Genomic DNA, 22775 nt, shown 5'->3' on the forward strand with positions numbered 1-22775 from the left:
CAACCCACGCGATGTGGCCGTGCCGGCCGCGCGCGCGCCAGCCGGGTCGGCGGCGTCGCGGGCGCGTCGCGGCGGCGTGGCGCCGCCGCCCGGGCGGGGGCGGGGGCGCGGAGGCACTGGGGGGGCGATGCGTCCGAGCCCGGGCCCGGCGGGGACCGGCCCCGCGCGGGGCGGGGTGCCCCCCCGGGGGCGGGGGGGGGGAAACAGACACGGGGGGGGCGCCCGGGACCCCTGGCCCCCAAGGCCGCACCGCCGGTCACCACGGAGTCGGAGGGTGCCCGGGTGTTCATCAGCCCGCTGGCACGCAGGATTCTGCGGGAGGCCGGCTTGACCGTCGATCAGGTCCGCGGCACCGGTCCGAACGGCCGTATCGTGCGCCGGGACGTGGAACGGGCGGTAGGGGAAGAGCGCGCGTCGGCGGGACCTGCCGTAGCGGCGCCCGCCCCCGAGCCGGTGATCACCGAGCCCGTGCGGACGGCGAGCCCGCAGCCGCGCGCCGCCGGATTCCACGACATCCCCCACACCCGGCTGCGGCGCGTTGTGGCGAGCCGGCTGACCGCCAGCAAGCAAACGGTCCCGCACTTCTACCTCAAGCGGACGGCCCGTATCGACGCCCTCCTGGCCCTGCGCAAGCAGCTCAACGAGGTGTCACCGCAGAAGATCTCCGTCAACGACCTCGTGATCGCGGCCGTCGCGGTCGCGCACCTGTCCGTCCCCGACGCCAACGTCATCTGGACCGACGAGAGCATCCGGCAGTTCGAGACGGTGGACGTGGCGGTGGCCATCGCGTCGCAGCGCGGGCTGGTCACACCGGTCCTGTCCGCGGTGGAGCGGATGTCCCCCAGCGCGATCGCGCGTGAGGTCAAGGCGTACGTACAGCGCGCCAACGACGGCACCTTGCAGCAGGGGGACCTTGAGGGCGGCTCCCTGACGGTCACCAACCTGGGAATGTACGGCGTCGACGAGTTCTCGGCCATCATCAACCCGCCGCACTCCGCGATACTCGCCGTGGGCGCCGGACGACCGGCACCGGTCGTCGTCGACGGGACCGTCGAGGTCGCGACGCAGATGACCCTGGTGCTGTCCGTCGATCACCGGGCCATCGACGGCGCACTCGCCGCGCAGTGGATGCAGGCCCTGGTGAGCGCGTTGGAACAGCCACTGCGGCTGGTGGCGTGACCGTGGCGGTGGTTCGTCGATCGTCCGGCCCGAGTGCTACGCGCGCTGGGCCGGCGGCGCGGCTGTGGAGGCGCGGACGACCAGCAGCACGGGGAGCAGGACCGTCTTGGCCATCGGGGCGGGCGCGCCCTTCTCCTCGTTGCGGTCCAGCTGTTCGAGCAGCAGACGCGCGGCCTCCGCGCCGAGGTCGAGGTGCGGCACGTGCACGGTGGTCAGGGGCGGCTGGAACTCGTCGGCGAACTGCATGTCGTTGAAGCCGACGAGGGAGAGATCCTCGGGGCATCGAAGTCCGCGGGCCTTCACGGCGTGCAGGGCGCCGAGGGCGATCAGGTCGTTGCCGGCGCAGATGGCCGTCGTCTCGGGGTGCCTGTCGAGCAGTTCGTGCGTGGCACGCTCACCGGCCTCCACTGTGTACGCCTCGCCGATCGTGGCCGGCGCCGATTCAGGACCGATACCGGCGGACTCGGCCGCTGCGCGGAAGGCCTGCGCGCGGGTCACACCGGTCGACATGGTCTGCGGGCCGGACACGTGCGCGATGAAGCGGTGCCCGAGCCCGACCAGATGCTCGACGGCGAGCGCCATCCCGGTCGCGTCGTCGCCGGCGACCCAGGGAAACAGCCTGGTGTCGGTACGGCGGTTGACGAGCACGATCGGGACGCCGGCTTCATGGGCCTGGTCCAGCAGGGGGTGCTCGCGCTGTGCGGTGGCGACGATGAACCCGTCGACCTGCCGCCCGCGCAGGGCGTCGAACCGAGTGCGTTCCTTGGCTTCGTCGTTGTCCGTGTTCGCGAGCAGCGCGGTGTAACCCCGCGGGCTCAGGGCTTCCTCGATACCGCGCACGACCGGCGGAAACAGCGGGTTCGTCAGGTCCGGCAGCAGGACGCCGACCGTGAACGAGCGGTTCGTACGCAGGCTGCGGGCCGCCGAGTTGGGGGTGAACCCCAGCTGCTCGGCGGCCTGGCGCACCCGACGTGCCGTCGCGGCGTTGACCAGACCGCTGGTGCTCGGATTGAGGGCGCGGGAAGCGGTGGCCGTGTGCACTCCGGCGAGTGCGGCCACGTCGGACATGGTCGGGCGCTTGTTCACCTCGGCAGTCTAGGGATACACCGAGCTCCGCAACAACCGATTGCATAGATCGGCCAACGAGGCAGATCCACGCGCTCACCAGCACTTTGACCGTTCTTGAACAACGCAGGGCGACACCCCCTTGACAGGCCCGCAATCACAGAGCAAGCATGGATGCAATCGGTTGCAGCTCGATGCAACCGAAAGCTCCGCTGCCCTCACCCTCCGTTGGCGAGGAAGCCAATAACCCCAGATCAGATGCCGTCCCGGTTCATCGCGGAAACAGCAATCGAATGCATTCCGGCCGTGCCTTCGGGCCCTCCTGAGCCGTCTTCCAGAGTGAGGAACACCATGACCTACGTCGCCACGGACCACCCCCGCATCGGCTGGATCGGTGCCGGCCGGATGGGATACCAACTTGCCTCGCGGCTGCTCGACACCGGCCATGACGTCGCCGTCTACAACCGGACGCGCGCCAAGGCCGAGCCGTTGGCCGACAAGGGGGCGACCATCGTCGACCGGCCCGAGGAGCTCGCCGACCGTGACGTGGTCTTCGTGATGGTCTCGGCCTCCGCCGACCTGGAGTCCGTGACCACCGGCCCCGGTGGCGTACTCACCGCGGACACGGCGCCGGGCGTGCTCGTCGACAGTTCCACCGTCTCCACCCAGGTCTCCGCCCTCGTCCGCGAGGAGGCCGCCAAGCGCGGCACGGACTTCCTGGCCGCCCCCGTCAGCGGAAACCCGAAGGTGATCGCGGCCGGCAAGCTGACCGTCGCCGTCTCCGGCCCGCGCGAGGTGTACGACGCCGTCGAGCCGCTGCTCAACCTGCTGGGTCGCGGTGTCACCTACGTCGGCGAGGACGAGGTGGCCCGGCTGGTCAAGATTGCGCACAACGTCTTCCTGGGCGTGGTCACCCAGTCGCTCGCCGAGATCACTCTCCTCGCGGAGAAGGGCGGAGTCAGGCGCTCGGCGTTCCTGGAGTTCCTCAACGACTCGGTGATGGGCTCCGTCTTCACGCGGTACAAGTCGCCGGCGCTGGTCAACCTGGACTTCAAGCCGACCTTCACCAACATCCTGCTCCGCAAGGATTTCGACCTGGGGCTGGCCGCGGCCCGCGAGCTGGAGGTGCCGATGCCGGTCGCCTCGGCCACCGCGCAGTTCGTCCAGGCGGCGATCGGCGCCGGATACACCGAAGAGGACTTCGCCACCCTGATCCTCGAGCAGGCGCGCCGCTCCGGGATCACGCTGGAGCCCGAGAACGTGACGGTGGACGACGGCCTCTCCCCTGAGGCCTGAGCGCCCGTCCACCTTCCTCCAACAGCCCGCGTCCGGCCCCTCCCCGGCCGACCGCGCCTCGCCCTGCGCCGGTGTCCCGGGCAACGCAACGAAGGACGAACCACACCATGACAGTGACAAGCGCGAGCACCTCGCGGCCCATCCCGGCCCACGGCCACAGCGCGGTCGACTACGAGACGCGCGTCGACTACGACCGGCTGCGGGCCTACCGACTGGAGCGCACCCGTGCCGCGCTGGATGCCAGTGAGTGCGGCGCCTTCCTGCTGTTCGACTTCTACAACATCCGCTACTCCACGCAGACCTGGATCGGCGGCGCTCTCGGCGACAAGATGACCCGGTACGCCCTGCTGACCCGCGACGGCGGCGACCCCGTGCTGTGGGACTTCGGTTCCGCGGCCCGGCACCACCAGCTGTTCGCCCCCTGGCTGAAGCCCGAGAACTCCCGCGCCGGCATGCTCGGCATGCGCGGAGCCATCGCGCCGGACGCCGGTCTGATGGCCTCGGCGGTGCGCGAGATCAAGGGCATGCTCCAGGACGCGGGTGTCGCGGACTTGCCGGTCGGCGTCGACATCGTCGAGCCGCCGTTCCTGTTCGAGATGCAGCGGCAGGGCCTGAAGGTCGTCGACGCCCAGCAGCTGATGCTCGACGCCCGGACCATCAAGTCGCAGGACGAGATCGCTCTGCTGTCCATGGCCGCGGCCATGGTGGACGGCGTCTACCAGGACATCGTCGACGTGCTCAAGCCCGGCATCCGGGAGAACGAGATCGTCGCGCTGGCCAACAAGCGCCTGTACGAGATGGGTTCGGACCAGGTCGAGGCCATCAACGCGGTGTCCGGTGAGCGTTGCAATCCGCACCCGCACAACTTCTCCGACCGCCTCATCCGCCCCGGGGACCAGGCGTTCTTCGACATCATCCAGTCGTACAACGGCTACCGAACCTGCTACTACCGCACCTTCGCGGTCGGCAGCGCGACCCACTCGCAGCGCGACGCCTACACCAAGGCCCGCGAGTGGATGGACGCCGCCATCGCCGTGGTGAAGCCCGGTGTCGGTACCGACGAGGTGGCCCGGGTGTGGCCGGCGGCGACCGAGTTCGGTTTCGCCAGTGAAATGGCTGCCTTCGGGCTCCAGTTCGGGCACGGCCTGGGGCTCGGCCTGCACGAGCGCCCCATCATCAGCCGCCTGAACAGCCTGGACAACCCCGTGGAGATCCAGGAGGGCATGGTCTTCGCCCTGGAGACCTACTGCCCTGCCTCGGACGGCTTCTCCGCCGCGCGTATCGAGGAGGAGGTCGTGGTCACGGCTGACGGTCCGCAGATCCTCACCAAGTTCCCGGCGCAGGAGCTGTTCGTGGCCAACGCGTACTGACGCGTATCCGCGGGCCCCACAAAGCCGGTGGCCGGTCTCGACCTCCCCCGGAGGCCGGCCACCCGTAAGACACCATCGAGATCGCGCAGAAGGCGATGATTCAGTGAGCGCACACACCTCGGGCTCCCCCGCTCGGCTCCGGATCGACAAAGTCCCCACCGACCTGTTCATCGGTGGCAGTTGGCGGCCATCGAGCGACGGCTCCCGCTTCGACGTCATGGACCCGGCCACCGGCGAGAAGCTCGCCGATGTCGCGGGGGCGACCACCGAGGACGCGCTGGCCGCCGTCGCCGCGGCCGACGCCGCCCTCCCCGGCTGGGCGGCCACTCCGCCCCGGCAGCGTGCCGAGATCCTCCGCCGGGCCTTCGACCTGATGACCGAGCGGGCGGAGGACTTCGCCGAGCTGATCGTCCTGGAGAACGGCAAGACGCTCGCCGACGCCCGCGGCGAGGTCGCCTACGCCGCGGAGTTCTTCCGCTGGTACGCCGAGGAGGCCGTGCGGACGCTGGGCAGTGTCCAGACCGCTCCGTCCGGCGCCAACAAGATCCTGGTGCTGCGCCAGCCGGTCGGCGTCTCGGTCCTCGTCACGCCGTGGAACTTCCCCGCCGCGATGGCCACCCGGAAGATCGGTCCGGCGCTGGCGGCCGGCTGCACCGTGATCCTCAAGCCGGCCAGTGACACGCCGCTGACCGCACTGGCCGTCGCCGCCCTCTTCGAGGAGGTGGGCCTGCCCGCCGGTGTCGTGAACGTGCTGCCCTCCCGCCGCTCCGGAACGGTCGTCGGCGCCATGCTGGACGACCCGCGGGTGCGCAAGCTGTCGTTCACCGGCTCCACCGAGGTCGGACGCGTCCTGCTGGCCGCCGCGTCGAAGACCGTCGTCAACTGCTCGATGGAGCTCGGCGGCAACGCGCCGTTCCTGGTCTTCGCCGACGCCGATCTCGACGAGGCGGTGGCCGGGGCCATGGTCGCGAAGATGCGCAACGGCGGCGAGGCATGCACCGCCGCGAACCGCTTCTACGTCGAGGCATCCGTCGCCGACGAGTTCACCCGCCGGCTGGCCGAGGCGATGGGCGCCCTCAAAGTCGGCCCCGGCCTCGACGACGGGGTACAGCTCGGCCCGCTCGTGAACGCGGAGAGCCGGGACAAGGTCGCTGAGCTCGTGGCGGGAACCGTGCGCTCCGGGGCCTCGGTGGTCACCGGCGGCGAGCCGATCGAAGGCGCCGGCCACTACTACCCGCCGACCGTCCTCAAGGACGTGCCCCCAGGCGCGCCGGTGCTGGCGGAGGAGATCTTCGGACCGGTCGCCCCGGTCGTGTCCTTCACCACCGAGGAGGAGGCGATCGAGCTGGCCAACGCCACCGAGTACGGCCTGGTCTCCTACGTCTACACCACCGACCTGGCCCGCGGACTGCGAGTGAGCGAGCGCCTGGACTCGGGCATGGTCGGCCTGAACCGCGGTGTCGTCTCCGACCCGGCGGCCCCGTTCGGCGGCACCAAGCAGAGCGGCATCGGCCGCGAGGGCGGCCACGAGGGACTGCTGGACTACACCGAGTCCAAGTACATCGCCCTGTCGTGGTGACCGTGCCCCGGCACCCGGAGTCCTGAAGCAGCCCTCATCAGCCCTACAGCAGCACCCTCACCCCTCCGGACATCGCCGTCCCGGACGGAAAGGAACCTCGGAATGGAGCATTCCCAATCCGCCTCCACAGCACCGGAAACGGTCTACGTCAACGGCCGGATCTGGCCGGGGCTTCCTGATCAGGGCGCCCCTGCCGGTGCGGCACCGGAGTACCGGGCGCTAGCGGTGGCACGAGGGCGAGTGGTCGCCCTGGGTGGCGTCCGCGAACTCCTCGACCTGGCAGGGCCGGACACCGAAGTGGTCGACCTGGGCCACCGGACGGTGATCCCCGGCCTGATCGACGGCCATATGCACGCGGTGCGGGCCGGCTCCACCTGGTCGGGCGAGCTGCACTGGCAGGGAATGCCCAGGCTGTCGTACGCCCTGGACAGCATTCGAGAGGCCGCCCGGGGCGCGGCGGCCGACTCATGGGTGCGCGCCATCGGCGGCTGGCATCCCTGCCAGTTCGAGGAGAACCGGCCGCCCACGCAGGCGGAGCTCGACGAGGTGGCACCCGATCGGCCGGTCTATGTGCAGGCCCTGTACGACGTGGCGGTGCTCAACAGCCGGGCGGCGCAGATCGTGGGCCTGGAGGAATGGGCCGGCCTGCCCGGCGGCACCGTCGAACGGGACCCGGACACCGGCCGGGCCACCGGGGTGGTCAGGGGGCTGGGGGCGTTCACCCGGTGTATGTCCGCCATCCCCGAGCCGAGCCCCGCCGAACAGCGCGCCTCCACCCGGGCGATGCTTGCCGACCTCAACGCCGCGGGTCTGACCGGCGTGGTGGACGCCGGCGGATTCGGGATGGCCCCCGAGCGTTACGACGCCCTCTTCGATCTCTGGCGCGCCGGCGAACTGACGGTCCGGATGCGGCTGTACGCGTCCGCGGTCGACGCCGGTCAGGAACTGGACCAGCTCGACGGCTGGTTGCGGCACGCGCGGAGCCGGTTCGGTGACGACCTCCTGCGCGTACTCGGCGTGGGGGAGATCATCCACTACGGCTGTCACGACTTCGAAGGCCTCACCCCCTTCGAACTCGGGGACCACTCGTACAAGGAACTCCTGGCCATCACCCGGCGAGTCGCCGCACGCGGCTGGCCGATGCACATCCACGCGGTCCTCGACTCGACGATCGACCGCATCCTGGACGCGTGGGAGACGGTCCACCGCGAGACCCCGCTCGACGCTCTGCGCTTCTCGCTCGCGCACGCCGACACCATCAGCGGCCGCAATGTCCGGCGGCTGAAGGCACTGGGCGCCGGTGTCATCGTCGATGACCACCAGGTCTTCAAGGGCGGTACGTCCGAGCTCAAGTGGGGCCCCGGCAGCATGGAGTCGGTTCCTCCGCTGGGAGATCTGCTGGAGACCGGCGTACCCCTCGGTGCGGGTACGGACGCGACCCGAGCCTCCTCGTACAGTCCCTGGCTGTCCCTGTGGTGGCTGGTCGAGGGCCGTTCCCTGGACGGCGCCGTCCAGCGCGCCCCACAGCACCGGCTCTCCCGCGAACGGGCACTCCACCTCTACACCCGCGGCAGTGCCTGGTTCTCCTACGAGGAGGCCGACCGGGGTCACCTCCACCCCGGAGCCGTGGCCGACTTCGCCGTGCTCAGCGACGACTTCTTCGGTGTCCCCGCCGCGGCGATCCCCTCCATCACCTCGCAGTTGACCGTGGTCGGCGGGCGCACCGTCCACGAGTCCACGCCCTCATGATTCGGGAGTCACGAATGAACCACGAGATGCTGATCCGTGGCGGCACCGTCCTCACCGTCGATCCGGAGCTGGGGGATCTGCCCAGAGGAGACGTGCTGGTGCGCGGCGACCGGATCGTGGCGGTCGGCCCGGACATACCCGCCGCCGGTGCGCAGGTGGTCGACGCCACCAACATGATCGTCATGCCCGGCCTGGTGGACACCCACCGGCATCTGTGGCAGTCGGCCACCCGGCAGATCGCCGCGGACTGGACGCTGGGCCAGTACGCCGAGCGGATGCTCGGCGTCATCGGCCCCCGCTTCACTGCCGAGGACGTCCACATCGCCGACCTGATGGGGGCGTTGGAGTGCCTCAACGGCGGGGTCACCACGGTGCTCGACTGGTCGCACATCATGAACACCCCCGATCACGCCGACGCGGCCGTGCAGGGACTCGCCGAATCCGGCATTCGAGCCGTGTTCGCCTACGGGTCACTGAGTTCACCCGCCGCCGAGTGGTACGCGTCGGACCTCACCCGGGTCGCCAAGACCTACTTCAACTCGAAGGACCAGTTGCTGACGCTGGCACTGGCCAGCCTGGGCCCCGAGTTCTCGTCCCTGGAGGAGACCGTCGATGACATCCGACTCGCGAGGGAGCTGGCCATCCCCACGTCGCTGCACGTCGGTGCGGGACGGCTCGGCGAGAGACGCGCCATCACACGGATGGCCGTGTCGGGGCTGCTCGGGCCCGACGTCGTCTACGTGCACTGCAACACCTGCACGGACGACGAACTGCGCCTCATCGCGGAGTCGGGCGGACATGCCTCGATCTCGCCACGGGTGGAGATGCAGATGGGGCACGGTTACCCGGCGACCGGACGTCTGATGGCGGCAGGGGTACAGCCAAGCCTGAGTGTCGACGTGGTCAGCGGGGTCGGCGGCAGTCTGTTCGCCGAGATGCGCGGCACTCTGGAGGCGGAGCGCGGTTGGCAGAACCATCTGGCCCTGACGCGCGGCGAGTGGCCCGGGGAGCTGGCGCTGTCCACCCGGGACGTGGTGCGGATGGCGACCCTGGAGGGTGCCCGCACCCTCGGGATGGAGAACCGGATCGGTTCGCTCACACCCGGCAAGCAGGCGGACATCGTGCTGCTCAAGGTGGACACCCCGAGCCTCGGTCTGATCAACCATCTGCCGGCCGCGGTGACGCTGTCCGACAGCGAGAACGTGCACACCGTCTTCGTGGCGGGACGTCCCGTCAAGGTGGCCGGACGGATGCTCGGCCACGACCTGGGTTCCCTTCGGGAGAGTCTGACCGCGTCTCGGGACCGCCTCCTGACGGGCACACCGTTCGCTCCTTCCACAGCCTGAGGCCGCTGTCCGCCGGCCCCCCGGGACACTAGCCGGACCTTGTCAGGACCGGTCCCCGACGGCGAGTTCGAACCACGTCGTCTTGCCCCGGCCGGCCGGTGAACTGCCCCAGGAAGATGCCAGTGCGTCAACGATGAGCATGCCGCGTCCGGACTCGGCCTCGGCGTCCCCCACCTCCCCCGGTCCCAGGTTGGCGAGGAGGACGGGCGGACGGGGATCACTGTCGCGTACTTCGACGCGCAGGTGGTCGGGGTATCCCCGCAGTCGTACGTCGACTTCGGTGTCGGCATGGATCAGAGCGTTGGTGACCACTTCGGTGATCAGGAGTTCCAGGTCGTCGAGCAGGGCGGCGAGCCCCCACTCGGGCAGCAGTCCCTGCAGGAAGTGCCGGAGGCGCCGGACATGCTGGACATCGCGGCGCTGGACGAACACCCGGGCAACCCGCCGGTGCGGACGGTTGCGCGTGCCGTCGTACCGCACCAGCAGCAGGGCCACGTCGTCGTCGCGCCGCGACTGACGGGCATCGCCGACAAGCCGGTCGGCCAGCAACTCCAGGTCCTGGCCCCGACCGTCGGCGAGGATGCGGTGCAGCCGTTCCAGGCCGGCATCGACGTCCAGGTGGCTCAGGTCCAACAGCCCGTCGGTGTAGAGGGCGACGAGCGAGCCGGGAGCCAGTGCTGTCTCCGTCTGGACGTAGACGGTCTCGGGGCTGACTCCCAGCGGTGGGCCGACCGGCAGGTGTGGGGTGATGAGCCGTCCCCCTGCGTCGCTGATCACCGGCACGGGATGGCCCGCGCCGGCAAGGGTGGCCGCCCCGGTGTCGAGGTCGACCCAGAGACAGCAGCAGGTGGCGAAGAGGTCGGTGTCGAGTTCGGCGAGCAGCCTGTTGCTGCGGTTCAGCACGGTCGCGGGATCATGGCCCTCCGTGGCGTAGGCGCGCACACCGCTGCGCAGTTGTCCCATGGTCCCGCCGGCTTCGAGGCTGTGTCCCTCGACGTCCCCGATGACGAGTCCTATGCCGCCGGAGCCGGGCAGGCTGATCATGTCGTACCAGTCGCCGCCCACTTCGGCACCGGCCGTCGCGGGGAGGTAGCGCGCGGTGGAGACGATCTCCGCCAGGTGCGGCAGGGTACGGGGCAGCAGGCCCTGCTGCATGGTCTGGGCGATCACATGCTCCAGCTCGTAGGCCCGGGCCCGCTGCAGCGACTGGCCGACCTGGCCCAGCATGATCATGAGTACCGCGAGTTCGTCGTCGCCCAGCCTGCACGATGGGTCGGCGGAGATGACGCAGCAGCCCACCGCCTGACCGTCCGCGATCAGCGGAAGGAAGAACCACGCCGTGGTGTCGTCGTCGTACCGGTCGAGACCGGGGTACGCCGCACGCAACTCCTTCCCCGTTGCGAAAAGCAGGAGCTGGAGGCTGACCGTGGCGTCCGTCTCCGGGGTGCTGCCGGTGAGCAGAAGCCCGTCGAGGCTGCGCAGGTCCTCCTTGCGGAAACCGGCTGCCCCCACCACCCGCAGCCGGCCCCTGTCGGCCAGGCACAAGGCCATCGCCCGCCCGCCGAACGGCCGCACGACCTGGGCCTGAGCGATGGCCACGATGTCCCTCGGACGCTTCGCGGCGGTCAGTTCGGTGGCAAGACGCTGGAACCGGTAGAGGAAAGCCGTACTCCGGCTCCAGCCGGTGCCGGGAGACTCCGGAATGAACACGGGTGCCGGGGGTGCCTGCACGCCGGCGCCCTCAGCGGCCGCTTGCTCCAGTTCGACAGCGAGTCGATCTGCGACGCCCACCAGGAAGTCCAGGGAGTCCGCGGGCAGTTCCTGGGGCGGAGCCCACCGCAGGGTCACCGCGCCGAACCGCCGCCGGTCCGTACGCAACGGTACGGAGACCACGATCATGGCGTACGGCACGTACTGGATCATCGCCGGCTCGCTCCGGATCAGGGCTCGGGTCCGCTCCTCGTCCCAGATCACCGGCCCACCGGTGCGGTAGGCGACGGCGGTCGCGAACCGCGCGTCGTCCGCTGCCATTCCCGGCGTGACGGTGAAGCCCAGAGGAGTGTCGAGCGCCATCGCAGCCGCCAGGGCGTGTCCGTCGTCCTCGGCGTCGGCACCGACCGCTACGAGATATGCCGTGGTCGTGCTCGGACGCAGCCTGGCGTGAATCCGGCGCAGCGCCGCGGCCAGGTACGCGTCACGGCGTACATCCGCGGACGTGACGGGACCGTTGGTGCGCATGATGGCTTCGCCATCCATAGACCCATCGTAGGCTCCGCTAGATTGGACTCTGTCAAATCTAGCGCTAGACTTTCGTTATCGCTCGGCAGTGAGCACATGGACACCGCCGTCCGCTCACCGGGACTCCGACTTCCCGATCTGAGCCCGAGCATCGATCTCTTCACGCAACGGAGTGAGACATGAAGTGCTACGACTGCACCCAGGAGGGACGCGACGACACCCTCGGCATCGGCGTCTGTGCTCGATGCGGCCTGTTCACCTGCCAGGACCACGCCCAGATCGTCCGGGAATCCGTCCAGCAGCACAGCGGCCTCGCACGCACGACCAGCCGCCTGCTGGCACGCAGGGTCGTCTGCACCACCTGTCGCGCGGCCGAGACCGTCGGCTGAGGTCGGCTGTCGCCGTCACACCCAGCACATTTGATCGTGTCAATTCTCGGCCGTATCGTCCGTAGGGGACTTCTGGAGAACCGAGGAGTGACGTGACCATGGAATCGCAGGCAGGCGACCTGCTCAAGGGCAAGGGCTTGCGCAGCACCGCCCAGCGCCGTGCGGTCCTGGCCGCCTTGCAGGGACATCCGCACTCCACGGCGCCCGACCTCGAGGCGAGAATCGGGGTGGGCGAGGACTCCGCCGGCGGCCTCTCGCGGCAGGGGCTGTACAACGTCCTTGAGGACCTGACAAAGGCGCAGTTGATCCGGTGCATCGAGCCGGCGGGCTCGTCTTCCCGATACGAGCTTCGGGTGGGCGACAACCATCATCATTTGGTGTGCCGCCACTGTGGCCGGGTCGAGGACGTCGACTGCACGATCGGAGCGGCTCCGTGTCTGGATCCGGTGGAGAACAAGGGCTTCGCCGTCGACGAGGCCGAGATCACCTGGTGGGGCCTGTGCGAGGAATGCCAGGACCACACAGCCGCGTCGGATCCGATGCACTGACCCTGGCATCGGCCCTATCCCCTTCCACCGAGTCGCATTGCGCCCCTGAACGGAAGCCCTGCGGACACACCGGCCGTCGCGTTCCGCTCATGAGCCAGGCAGAGCCGAATACGACCAGCGGGTGGCCATGGCCACGGCCATCGTGCGGGGGTACGCAATACACGATGCATCCACGGTGAACTCGTCCATCTGGTCGACGAAGTGAGCTCAGCGGCTCCCCCACACCAGAACTTGTGGCCGGCCGACGCGACGGCGAAGGCAACGCGTTCCTCACACGGTGACCAGCGGCGAGGCGTCCAGCAGGGCCAACGCGTCGGCGGGGATGTGCAGTTCGGCGGCTGCCGCTGAATCGCGGGCGGTCTCCGGACGGCTGGAGCCCGGAATGGGAATCACCACCGGCGACAGAGCGAGCATCCATGCGAGGCACACCTGCTGGGGCGTCGCGTCCAACCGCTGGGCCACGTAGGTGAACGGGAGATGGCGGGCGCCGAGGCGCCGGGCCCGGGAGATGCCGCCCAGTGGCCTCCAGGGCAGGAATGCGATGCCCAGTTCATGGCACAGGTCCAACTCGGGCCGACTGGAACGGAACGTCGGTGAAAACTGGTTCTGCACGCTCGCCAACCTGCCACCGAGGACCTCCCGAGCGGTGCGAATCTGCTCTGGGTCGACATTGGAAACCCCAGCGGCGACGATCTTTCCCTCTTCGAGGAGTTCGGCGAGCGCTCCGACGGACTCGGCGTAAGGAATCCTCGGGTCGGGGCGGTGGAACTGATAGAGGCCGATCGCCTCCACGCCCAGTCGGGCCAGCGACTGTTCGCAGGCGCGTTTGATGTACTCGGGCCTTCCGTCGACCGTCAACGAGCCGTCTCCCGACCGACGACTGCCGCCCTTGGTGGCGACGAGCACGTCGGGCACAGGGCCGTACGTCGACAAAGCCTTGGCGACCAGCGTTTCGTTGTGGCCGATGTCGTCCGCTCCGACGTGGTACGCGTCGGCGGTGTCGATGAGCGCCATGCCCGCATCGAGAGCGGCGTGCACCGTCGCGATCGCGCGCTCCGCATCCGGTCTTCCCTCGATGGACAGGGGCATGGCTCCGAGACCGACGGCACTCACGTCGAACGGTCCGATGGGTCGGATCTGCACGATGGGTCACTCCCGGAATTGAGTCACGAAGCAGATAGAAATATCTGAATTCATCGACTAGGGTTATTAATCATGGAACTTCGGCATTTGGAGTACTTCGTCGCCGTCGCCGAGGAACGGCACTTCACACGCGCCGCCGAGCGGCTGCTGGTGTCGCAGTCGGGGCTGTCCGCCTCGGTGCGTTCCCTCGAAAAGGAACTGGGCGCCCAGCTCTTCCGGCGCAACACCCGCAGCGTCGATCTGACGGAGGCGGGCCGGGCGCTGCTGGACGAGGCCCGTCGCACCCTTGCCGGTGCACGCGCCGCGAAGGACGCTGTCGCCGCCGTGCAGGGGCTGCTGCGCGGCGCCCTGGCCGTAGGCACCGAGCAGTGCCTCGGCGCTGTTCATGTGCCTGACCTGCTGGCCGGCTTCCGTGGCCGGCACCCCGGTGTGGAGATTCACATGAGGCAGGACGGCTCACAGGCCCTGGCCGAGGATGTCGCTGCCGGCCAACTGGATCTGGCGTTCGTCGCGTTGAACGACCTCCCCCCGGCCGGGGTGAGCCTTCTCCCCCTGTCGACGGAACCGATGGTCCTGTTGTGCCACGCCGCGCATCCCCTGGCGGGACGCGAAGAAGCAGAGTGGAAGGAACTGGACGGCGAGACCTTCGTGGACTTCGCTCCCGGCTGGGGTGCGCGTGACGTCACCAGCCACGCCTTCACCGAAGCCGGGTGCCAGCGCGTCGTCGCCTTGCAGGTCAACGACGTGCACAGCTTGCTGGACCTGGTCGGGCACGGACTCGGAGTGGCTCTCGTACCCCGGCACATCGCGGACAAGCCCCAGGCAGACGCCCTGAGCGTGGTGGCCCTGGCTGACGGATCCACCGCCGTCTGGCGGGCTGCGGTCGCCGTACCGGATCAGGCGCGGATGACGCCGGCGGCGCGCCGGCTGTTGGGCATGGTGCCCGGCCTCGATGCCGTCCCGAGCCGGAGGCACAGCGTTCCGGGAGGCGGATCGCCCCGTCCCTGACCCCCGGGAGTCGGCACCCGAGCGTCACACCACCCCCTCGGGTGTCGCGCCCTCGACGGAGACTGCGTCGGCCGCGAGTTCGTCGATCCGGGACAGGTCCTCGGCACTCAGCTCCACCTCGGCGGCCGCGGCGCTGGCCCGGATATTCGCGCTGCTGCGCGCGCCGACGATGGCCACGTGCACACCCGGCCGGGCGAGCACCCAGGCGATCGCCAGCTGGCTGACCGTCAGCCCGCGCTCCTCGGCGAACTCGGCGAGCCGCCGTACGACGGCCAGATTGCGCTTCAAGGCGTCCCCCGTGAACGCACTGGACTTGCCGCGCCAGTCGCTCTCCTCGAACGTGGTGCTCTCGTCGAACCGGCCGGTGAGCAGACCGCTGGCGAGGGGGCTGTACGCCAGAACGCCGATGTTGCGCTCGATGGTGTAGGGCAGAACCCCGGCTTCGATGCCGCGGCGGAAGAGGTGGTACGGAGGCTGCAGGGTGTCCACCGGGCGGACCGCGGCGAACTCGTCCATCTGCTGGGCGTCGTAGTTGGACACGCCGACACAGCGGATCTTGCCTTCGTCGACCAGTTGCTGCAGCGCGCCGGCCGTCTCCGCGGCAGGCACGTTCGAGTCCGGCCAGTGCACCTGGTAGAGGTCGATCGTCTCGACCCCCAGACTGCGCAGACTCTGCTCGACGCCCCGGCGCAAATAGGCGGCGGACGCATCTCGTCCGCCCTCCGGCTTGACGCCGCCCTTGGTGCCGATCACCACGCTGTCCCTGTCGCCGGCGATCTCCTTGCGCAGGGCCTCACCGAGAAGGCGTTCAGACGCGCCGAAACCGTAGGCCTGGGCGGTGTCGAAAAAGTTGATCCCGAGCTCTCGGGCTTCGCGGATGGCTGCGATGGCCCGGTCCTCGTCGAACGTCCCCCACTGCCCACCCAGTTGCCAGGTACCGAAGGCTATGCGGGAGACGCGTAGCCCTGTCGAACCGAGCATGACCGATTTCATGAGTGCTGCTCCTCGTAGGTACGTCGTCGTGCCGGTTCATGCTGACGCCGCCCCTGCCATGCGGTCCAACAGAAGAAAACGAACGCGGCGATCGGCGGAGGTTCTCAATCGCTGAAGGCCTGCCATGCACCGCTCGGCTATTCGGACCGAACCGGCATCTCGCTGCGGGCATGCTCCCTGCCCACTACACGGACGCACAGCGCCACGGCGATGGCCACGATCACGACGAACACCAGCATCACCGTGCGGGCGGCCACGAATTGCGTGGCGATGCCCAGTCCCACCACGGGAACCGACAGCCCGATGTACGCGCCGAGAAAGAAGCCGGAGAGCACCTCGGCCCGTGACTCCGGCGGGGCGGTCGACCCGGCGGCTGCCAGCGCGCCCCTGAAGGCCAGGCCCCCACCGGCGCCGGTGAGCACGCCACCGATCACGAACGTCGCCAGGTTCGGCAGCCACATCCCGCCTGCGAGGAGCGCGAGGCCCGGGATGAGGAGGAACGGGCCGACGCGCAGCGTCAGTTGCAGGTCGGCCCGGCTCAGCGCGATCTGGGCGACAGCGCCCGCGGCGAATGCGGCGAATGCCACCGCGCCGGCCAGGGCGTGCGACTCCTGGTGCATTGTGCCGGCCAGGAAACTCGGAGCCAGCGAGTTGAACACGCCGAAGACGGAGAACGAGGCCAGGCCCGCGGCCGTGGCGGCGAAGAACATCCGGCGAGCGTGCCGCGGCACCGCGATCCGCTGAGGCCGGTAGCGCGGAGCGTGAACCGGCCGGTTCGCGGTCTCCGGCGACATCGCGACCAGGAGGGCCAGCACGCACAGCACGGCGGCGAACACGATGTAGGGCAGTCGCAGCGGTTGCGGCGCGTATTCGGCCAGCAGGCCGGCAGCGAGCGGGCCGACGCCGATTCCGCCCAGGTTTGCCGCGGTGGCGACGACCTGCGCGCGACGCGGCGAGGTCGCGTCGCCGCCGAGCACCCCGATGTGCAGCTCACCGAGGTAGGCGGTGGCGGTGGCGGTCGTGAGGCCGATGGATATGCCGGAGATGATCCTGGCGACCACCAGTCCGGGCAGGCTCGGCGCGAACAGGAAGACCAGCGCGCTCCCCACGTTGAGAAGCAACGCGGGTACGAACACCCACTTGCGCCCCACCCAGTCGGACAGGTGACCGCCGAAGAACAGGCTGGCGATCACCCCGACCGCGTACACGGCGTAGACGACCGTCAGCATGATCGTGGAGAAGTGATCGCGCTGTTGGTACAGCACGTACAGCGGTGTGGGGACTGCGGAGAATCCCATGTTCACCAGGAAGGCCAGCGTCGCGGCCCAGAAGCCGAACGAGTGATGCCGGCGCCGTCGCGCATGCGCAGGGTGCGCAGGGTGCGGATACCCGACCCCGGCCCGTTCGCCTCCGGCGCTGATGACAGAAGACATGAAGGTGTCCTTGGGCGATAGGTGATGGATGGCCGCAGCCTGCCGCCACGGCTTGCCCCTCCAGCCTTCTGGCTTGCCGTTATGCTGTCCAACAAAGAATTTCGAAGACAGTCATTGATCTGGAGCATGAAGTGGAGCTGCGGCACCTCGAGCATTTCGTCGCCGTCGCCGAGGAGCGCAGCTTCACTCGTGCCGCAGCCCGCGTACATCTCGGGCAGTCGGCGCTGTCCGTCTCGATTCGGTCTCTGGAACGCGAGCTCGGCAGCCGGCTGTTCGATCGCACCACGCACCAGGTCGAGCTCACCGACTCCGGCCGGGCGCTCCTCGTCGAGGCGCGCACCACACTGTCCGCGGCGGACGCCGCGCGGGACGCCGTCGCCGCCGTGCGCGGTGGCCTCCGCGGCTCCGTGCGGGTGGGCATCATGCACTCGATGACTGTGATCGACCTGGCCGGCGTGCTGACCCGGTACCACCGGGAACGCCCGCAGGTCCAGATCATCCCGAGCGCCGCCCAGGGCGGGTCCATCGAACTGGTCAACCAGGTGATCGACGGCAGACTTGACCTGGCCTTCGCCGCGTTGCCCAGCGACTACCCGGCCGGCTTGATGGTGCACCCGCTGGCGTCCGAGCCGATGTTGCTGGCCTGTCCGGAGGACCATCCGTTCGCCCGACGCAGGGCCATTCCGCTGAGCGAGCTCGACGGCGAAGCGTTCGTGGACTTTCCGCCCGGGTGGGGCACCCGTCTCAGCGTCGACCGGCTGTTCCTGGAAGCCGGCCTGCGGCGCGTGGTCGCCGTCGAAGTGGCCGATGTCCCCACCGTCGTCGAACTCGTCAGAGCGGGCTTCGGATTCGCGTTTCTCAGCGCGTCACTGGCATCGGGCTCGCGCAGCGTCAGCCTCCGGCGGGTGCGGCCGGAACCGCTGTTCGTGCCCTCGCTCGTCACCGCGGCCGACCGTCGCCCGTCCGCCGCGGCCCAGGCCCTCGTCGACCTGGTGCTGAGCATCTACCCCGCCCCGAGTTCGGACGCCTGACGACATCCTTGCTTCACCGTTGGGTCCGATCAGCCGACGCCGATCCCGAACAGGTGCAGGTTCTCCGCAGGCTCACTGAACTCGCAGCGCCTCCCACTGCTTGCAGCCATCGCCCGCAAGCCGCAGGCAGCCTCTCTTCGCTGCCTGCGCCTGCCGACGGCGACCACGTGCCCGGGATCTGACGGCTACCCCCAGCCGGGAGTTTGTTTCGCCTCTGTAAGAAGGCCATGACGTTCTCATTCGCCTGATGACCGGCCGATTCGGCAGCCGTAAGGTCGCATTGGTCGGACCATCTGACCAATGTGCCCTGCACTGTCCCCGACAGGAGCACCACCCATGCGCCACCTTCTCCCGATAGCAGCAGCGTCCACCGCCTCACTCGCACTCGTGACGGCTTGCGGCGCCGGGTCGACCGCGAACTCCACGGCACCCGCCGCCACGGCCACGGTTTCGTCCGCCTGCAAGCAGCTACAGGCCACCCATCCGGACCTCAAGGGCAAGACGCTCACCAACGCGATCAACCCGCACACCCCCGGCTACGAGGCGATCGACCCCAAGGACCCGACCAGATACATCGGATTCGACATCGACCTCGGCGAAGCACTCGGCCACTGTCTGGGCTTCGAGCTCACCTACAAGGCGGTGGCGTTCCCGGCACTGCTGCCCACGCTGCAGAGCGGCCAGGCCGATCTGGTCATCTCCGACATCTACGCCACCCAGGAGCGCGCCAAGGCGGCGGACTTCATCACCTACTCGAAGGTCTTCGACGGCGTCCTGGTACGCAAGGGCAACCCAAAGAAGATCACGGGCATCGACACCTCGCTCTGCGGATCCACCGCCGCGCTCAACACCGGATTCGTCGAGGTACCGCTCGTCCAGAACCTCGCCGACGACTGCAAGGCCGCGGGCCGCCCGGCTCCGACGGTGCAGCTGTACGACAACAACGCCCAGTGCGTCCAGGCGATCCTCGCCGGCCGCGCGGACACGTACATCAACGACGTCAACACGGTGAACCAGGCGGTCGAGGCGCATCCGGACGACCTGGGCAAGGCGACCGCCGTGACGCTGCCGTACGACATCGGCATCGCCGTGCCCAAGGACAAGGCCGAGTTCCGGGACGCCCTCAAGGCCGCCCTTGTCGAGATCCAGAAGGACGGCACCCAGACCCGGCTGCTGAAGAAGTGGTCGCTCGAATCGGGCAGCCTCAAGGCACCACGGCTGGTGACGGGCTGATGTCCCAGTTCCTCCACTACGTGCAGCTGCCGTATCTGTTGCAGGGCATCCTCGTCACCCTCCAGCTGACCGCGCTGGGCCTGTTCGGCGGTCTGGTGCTGGGGTTCGCACTGGCGAGCATGCAGTTGTCCAGGCGTCGGCTGCTGTCCGCAGTGGCACGCGGCTACACCATCGTCTTCCGGGGCACGCCCCTGATCCTGCAACTGGTCTTCGTCTACGACGCCCTGCCGCACGTCGGCCTGACCTTCAGCCCGCTGACTGCCGCGGGCATCGCGCTCGCCGCCAACGAGGCCACCTTCATCGCCGAGTTCTTCCGTTCCGGCGTCCTCGGGGTGGACAAGGGACAGGTCGCCGCGGGCCAGGCGCTCGGCATGACGCCACGCGTGGTCATGCGGCGCATCGTCGCTCCGCAGGCCGTACGCCACATGGTCCCGGCCCTCGGCAACGAAGCCGTGACGACGCTCAAGAACTCCTCGCTCGCGTCGTTCATCGCCGTCCAGGAACTGACCCTGCGCAGCACCCAACTCGCCTCGTCCACCTTCGACTTCTTCTCCGTCTTCTTCGCGTCCGGGGTGATGTACCTCGCCCTCACCGGAGCCATCAGCACCGTGCAGCTGGCGGCCGAGCGCGCACTCGACCTGGACCGCCCCGCCTCCCGGTCGTGGCGGGACAGGCTGCTTCCGGTCCGCCGGCCCCTCGCCGCCAAGGCACCGCCGACGGAGGCACCGGTGGAGGACACCGAACCGTGGGAGCCTCCGGTCTCCCGCGCACCGTGGGAGCGGGAAGCCCGCGCGGCGGCGCTCGACGGCGCCCCGGCCGCTGTCCAGGTCCGCGATCTGCACAAGCGGTACGGAGAGCAGGTCGTACTCGACGGGCTCGACCTGACCGTACGGACGGGCGAGGTCGTGGCCCTGCTCGGCCCCAGCGGGTCCGGCAAGAGCACCCTGCTGCGCAGCGTCAACCACCTGGAGGACGTGGACTCGGGCACGGTGCTGATCGACGGCCGCCGTATCGGCTACCGGGACGAAGGCAGTCCGCTTCCGCCCGCGAAGATCGCGGCCGCCCGTGCGGAGGTCGGCGTGGGCATGGTCTTCCAGCACTTCAACCTCTTCAGCCATCTCACCGCCCTGGAGAACGTGGCGGGACCGCTGCGCTGGGTGCACCGGATGCCGGCCGCGGACGCGGAACGCAGGGCACGCGAACTGCTGGACCGGGTCGGACTCGCCCATCGGACCGACGCGCTGCCGCGGCACCTGTCCGGCGGCCAGCAGCAGCGTGTGGCGATCGCCCGAGCACTCGCGCCCAGTCCTCGGGTGCTGCTGCTCGACGAGCCGACGTCGGCCCTCGACCCGGAACTCGTCAACGAAGTACTCGAGGTGATCCGCGGGCTCGCCCGCGAGGACGGACTCACCATGATCATCGCCACCCACCAGCTGCGGTTCGCCCAGGAGGTCGCCGACCGCGTGGTGTTCATCAGCGGCGGAACCGTGACCGAGGAGGGGCCCGCCGAGGAACTCCTCACCCGCCCCACGCACCCGGCGACGGCCCGGTTCCTGCGGGTCATGGGCGCGCAGAGCGTCGGAGGTGCCGTATGACCGTCTCGCCCCAACACCCCTTTGAGAAGGAGACGTTCGTCTTCTCACCCGAGAGCGGAGTGCCGCCGCAGGTCGGCCCCTTCGCGCACGCGACCCGTTTCGGATCGCTGGTCTTCGTCACCGGCCAGATGCCCACCGACCCGGCGACAGGCCGGCTGGTGGGCGGCGACGTGGTCGCGCAGGCGGAACAGGTGCGCCGCAATCTGGAGGCCGTGCTCCGCCAGTTCGGCCTCACGCTCGACGACGTGCTGATGGTGCGGGTGTACCTGACGTCCTTCGACGACTTCGACACCGTCAACGCGGCCTACGAAACCTGGTTCAGCGGCCCCCTGCCAAGCCGCACCTGCGTCGGGGTCACCGCCCTCGCCGTGGGTGCCGCCGTCGAGATCGACCTCATCGCCGGAATACCGGAGAGGAACCGTTCATGAGTCTGCCGCTCCTCCAGCCTCACGAGGGACCCGTCCCGGGGCGTCACTATCTGGCGTCGACCCTGGAGACGGTCACCTGGGGATGGCTCCCCGCCGAAGGGACCGCCCCGGTCGCCGAGATGGACTCCGGGGAGACGATCACCGTCGACACCGTCTCGCACGAGGGCATCATGGAGGACCAGGGACGGGATCCGCGGTCCTTCTTCGGCCGGTTCGGGATCGACCCCGCCGACGTGCTGCGCGACGCTGCCGTCATCGCCGCCGGGTATCCCGTCCGCGATGCCGCCGGAGACGGCCCGCACGTCACCACCGGCCCCATCACAGTGCGCGGAGCCAGGCCCGGTGACGTTCTGCGGGTCGACTTCCTGGAGTTGGTGCCGCGCGCCCCGTACGGCGTGATCTCCAGCAGGCACGGTTACGGAGCGCTGGCCGGAGAACTCCCCCCACCGCCGTACCCGGGCTTCGTGCCCGATCCCGGCGACCCGGAGAAGGCCGGCTCCGTCTTCGCGTTCTGCCGGGCCTCGGCGGACGGGACGGGCAGCCTGCCGGTGCCCGGAGGCCGGGAACTGCGCTTCCCCCTCACGCCGTTCCTCGGGCTCGTCGGAGTGACGCCCCATGGTGCCGTGCCGCTGGGCTCCGTTCCGCCCGGACCGTTCGGCGGCAACATGGACGTCAAGGACCTCGTCGCGGGCACCAGCCTGTACCTGCCGGTGCAGGTCGATGGTGCCGGGCTCTTCCTGGGAGACCCGCACTACGCCCAGGGACACGGCGAGGTGGCCCTCACCGCGCTGGAGGCCCCGCTGCGCGCGACCCTGCGGGTCACGGTCCTGCCGTCGGCCGAGAGCCGCGCCCTGCTGGGAATGCTGGACCGGCCCTTCGGCGAGACCTCGGCGCACTGGATCGCGCTCGGCCTGCACCGCGACCTCAACGAGGCCTTCCGGGAGGCGGTCCGCGAAGCCCTGCGCGTGCTCACCGATCTGTACCAGGTGCCGACGGACGTCGGTTACGCCTATCTGAGTGCCGCCGCCGATTTCGTGGTGAGCCAGGTCGTGGACGACGTCAAGGGCGTCCACTGCCTGATCCGCAAGAGCGACTTCGGCGCGTGGACATGATCGTGGACCACTGCCGATACCGGAGCCGACCGCAGGCCTC

Annotated in this window: 19 protein-coding genes; 14 read left to right on the top strand and 5 right to left on the bottom strand. The window is 69.5% G+C overall.

What is annotated here, in order from left to right; all coding sequences use genetic code 11:
• The first annotated feature begins 282 nt into the window (after positions 1–282).
• Positions 283–1179: a dihydrolipoamide acetyltransferase family protein gene (locus tag KCH87_RS46005; RefSeq protein ID WP_210593950.1), complete on the top strand. Its 897-nt coding sequence runs from the start codon at positions 283–285 to the stop codon at positions 1177–1179.
• Between the two features lie 36 nt (positions 1180–1215).
• On the opposite strand, the gene KCH87_RS46010 is transcribed toward KCH87_RS46005, so the two are convergent.
• On the bottom strand, positions 1216–2265 hold the full coding sequence (locus KCH87_RS46010; protein WP_210593951.1) for a LacI family DNA-binding transcriptional regulator: 1050 nt from the start codon (positions 2263–2265) through the stop codon (positions 1216–1218).
• 330 nt (positions 2266–2595) lie between these two features.
• Between KCH87_RS46010 and KCH87_RS46015 the strand changes: the two genes are divergently transcribed.
• From KCH87_RS46015 to KCH87_RS46035, 5 genes are all read left to right on the top strand, one after another.
• Positions 2596–3540 carry an NAD(P)-dependent oxidoreductase gene (locus KCH87_RS46015; protein ID WP_210593952.1) on the top strand — a complete coding sequence of 315 codons (945 nt, stop codon included), beginning with the start codon at positions 2596–2598 and terminating at the stop codon, positions 3538–3540.
• 107 nt (positions 3541–3647) lie between these two features.
• Complete coding sequence (locus KCH87_RS46020) at positions 3648–4910, top strand: Xaa-Pro peptidase family protein (protein WP_210593953.1); 1263 nt, start codon at positions 3648–3650, stop codon at positions 4908–4910.
• A gap of 103 nt (positions 4911–5013) precedes the next feature.
• Positions 5014–6489: an NAD-dependent succinate-semialdehyde dehydrogenase gene (locus KCH87_RS46025; RefSeq protein ID WP_308299079.1), complete on the top strand. Its 1476-nt coding sequence runs from the start codon at positions 5014–5016 to the stop codon at positions 6487–6489.
• Between the two features lie 102 nt (positions 6490–6591).
• Complete coding sequence (locus KCH87_RS46030; protein WP_210593954.1) at positions 6592–8238, top strand: amidohydrolase; 1647 nt, start codon at positions 6592–6594, stop codon at positions 8236–8238.
• Between the two features lie 14 nt (positions 8239–8252).
• Entirely contained in the window at positions 8253–9584 is a 1332-nt protein-coding gene (locus KCH87_RS46035) for an amidohydrolase family protein (protein ID WP_210593955.1), read from the top strand.
• 42 nt (positions 9585–9626) lie between these two features.
• Here KCH87_RS46035 and KCH87_RS46040 read toward each other — a convergent pair whose 3' ends face one another.
• The gene (locus KCH87_RS46040; protein WP_210593956.1) at positions 9627–11840 is read right to left on the bottom strand and encodes a SpoIIE family protein phosphatase; all 2214 of its coding nucleotides are present in this window, start codon (positions 11838–11840) and stop codon (positions 9627–9629) included.
• 161 nt (positions 11841–12001) lie between these two features.
• Here KCH87_RS46040 and KCH87_RS46045 point away from each other — a divergent pair, with 161 nt between their 5' ends.
• Both KCH87_RS46045 and KCH87_RS46050 read left to right on the top strand, forming a co-directional pair.
• A complete protein-coding gene (locus tag KCH87_RS46045; protein ID WP_210593957.1) occupies positions 12002–12211 on the top strand; it encodes a DUF2180 family protein in 210 nt (69 codons plus the stop codon).
• A 98-nt stretch (positions 12212–12309) separates the two neighbouring features.
• A complete protein-coding gene (locus tag KCH87_RS46050; protein WP_210593958.1) occupies positions 12310–12759 on the top strand; it encodes a Fur family transcriptional regulator in 450 nt (149 codons plus the stop codon).
• 270 nt (positions 12760–13029) lie between these two features.
• Here the strand turns inward: KCH87_RS46050 and KCH87_RS46055 are convergent, their stop codons facing one another.
• Positions 13030–13902 carry an aldo/keto reductase gene (locus KCH87_RS46055; RefSeq protein WP_308299080.1) on the bottom strand — a complete coding sequence of 291 codons (873 nt, stop codon included), beginning with the start codon at positions 13900–13902 and terminating at the stop codon, positions 13030–13032.
• A gap of 72 nt (positions 13903–13974) precedes the next feature.
• Here KCH87_RS46055 and KCH87_RS46060 point away from each other — a divergent pair, with 72 nt between their 5' ends.
• Complete coding sequence (locus tag KCH87_RS46060; protein ID WP_210593959.1) at positions 13975–14910, top strand: LysR family transcriptional regulator; 936 nt, start codon at positions 13975–13977, stop codon at positions 14908–14910.
• Positions 14911–14934: 24 nt separating this feature from the next.
• Here the strand turns inward: KCH87_RS46060 and KCH87_RS46065 are convergent, their stop codons facing one another.
• Positions 14935–15903, bottom strand: coding sequence for an aldo/keto reductase (locus KCH87_RS46065; protein WP_210593960.1), 969 nt, complete (start codon positions 15901–15903; stop codon positions 14935–14937).
• Positions 15904–16040: 137 nt separating this feature from the next.
• Positions 16041–17336: an MFS transporter gene (locus tag KCH87_RS46070; protein ID WP_210593961.1), complete on the bottom strand. Its 1296-nt coding sequence runs from the start codon at positions 17334–17336 to the stop codon at positions 16041–16043.
• 131 nt (positions 17337–17467) lie between these two features.
• On the opposite strand from KCH87_RS46070, the gene KCH87_RS46075 reads away from it, so the two are divergent.
• The 5 genes from KCH87_RS46075 to KCH87_RS46095 all read left to right on the top strand — a co-directional run bounded on the left by KCH87_RS46075 (position 17468) and on the right by KCH87_RS46095 (position 22735).
• The gene (locus KCH87_RS46075; RefSeq protein ID WP_210593962.1) at positions 17468–18367 is read left to right on the top strand and encodes a LysR family transcriptional regulator; all 900 of its coding nucleotides are present in this window, start codon (positions 17468–17470) and stop codon (positions 18365–18367) included.
• Between the two features lie 336 nt (positions 18368–18703).
• Positions 18704–19600 carry an ABC transporter substrate-binding protein gene (locus KCH87_RS46080; protein ID WP_210593963.1) on the top strand — a complete coding sequence of 299 codons (897 nt, stop codon included), beginning with the start codon at positions 18704–18706 and terminating at the stop codon, positions 19598–19600.
• Positions 19600–21195: an amino acid ABC transporter permease/ATP-binding protein gene (locus KCH87_RS50620; RefSeq protein ID WP_210593964.1), complete on the top strand. Its 1596-nt coding sequence runs from the start codon at positions 19600–19602 to the stop codon at positions 21193–21195. The genes KCH87_RS46080 and KCH87_RS50620 overlap by 1 nt, the downstream gene beginning before the upstream one ends.
• Positions 21192–21623: a RidA family protein gene (locus KCH87_RS46090; protein ID WP_210593965.1), complete on the top strand. Its 432-nt coding sequence runs from the start codon at positions 21192–21194 to the stop codon at positions 21621–21623. Before KCH87_RS50620 ends, KCH87_RS46090 begins: the two co-directional genes overlap by 4 nt.
• The gene (locus tag KCH87_RS46095) at positions 21620–22735 is read left to right on the top strand and encodes an acetamidase/formamidase family protein (protein WP_210593966.1); all 1116 of its coding nucleotides are present in this window, start codon (positions 21620–21622) and stop codon (positions 22733–22735) included. Before KCH87_RS46090 ends, KCH87_RS46095 begins: the two co-directional genes overlap by 4 nt.
• The last annotated feature ends 40 nt before the right edge of the window (positions 22736–22775 follow it).

Origin of the sequence: Streptomyces sp. GESEQ-35 (assembly GCF_017948485.1) — a bacterium.
Lineage (GTDB): Bacteria > Actinomycetota > Actinomycetes > Streptomycetales > Streptomycetaceae > Streptomyces.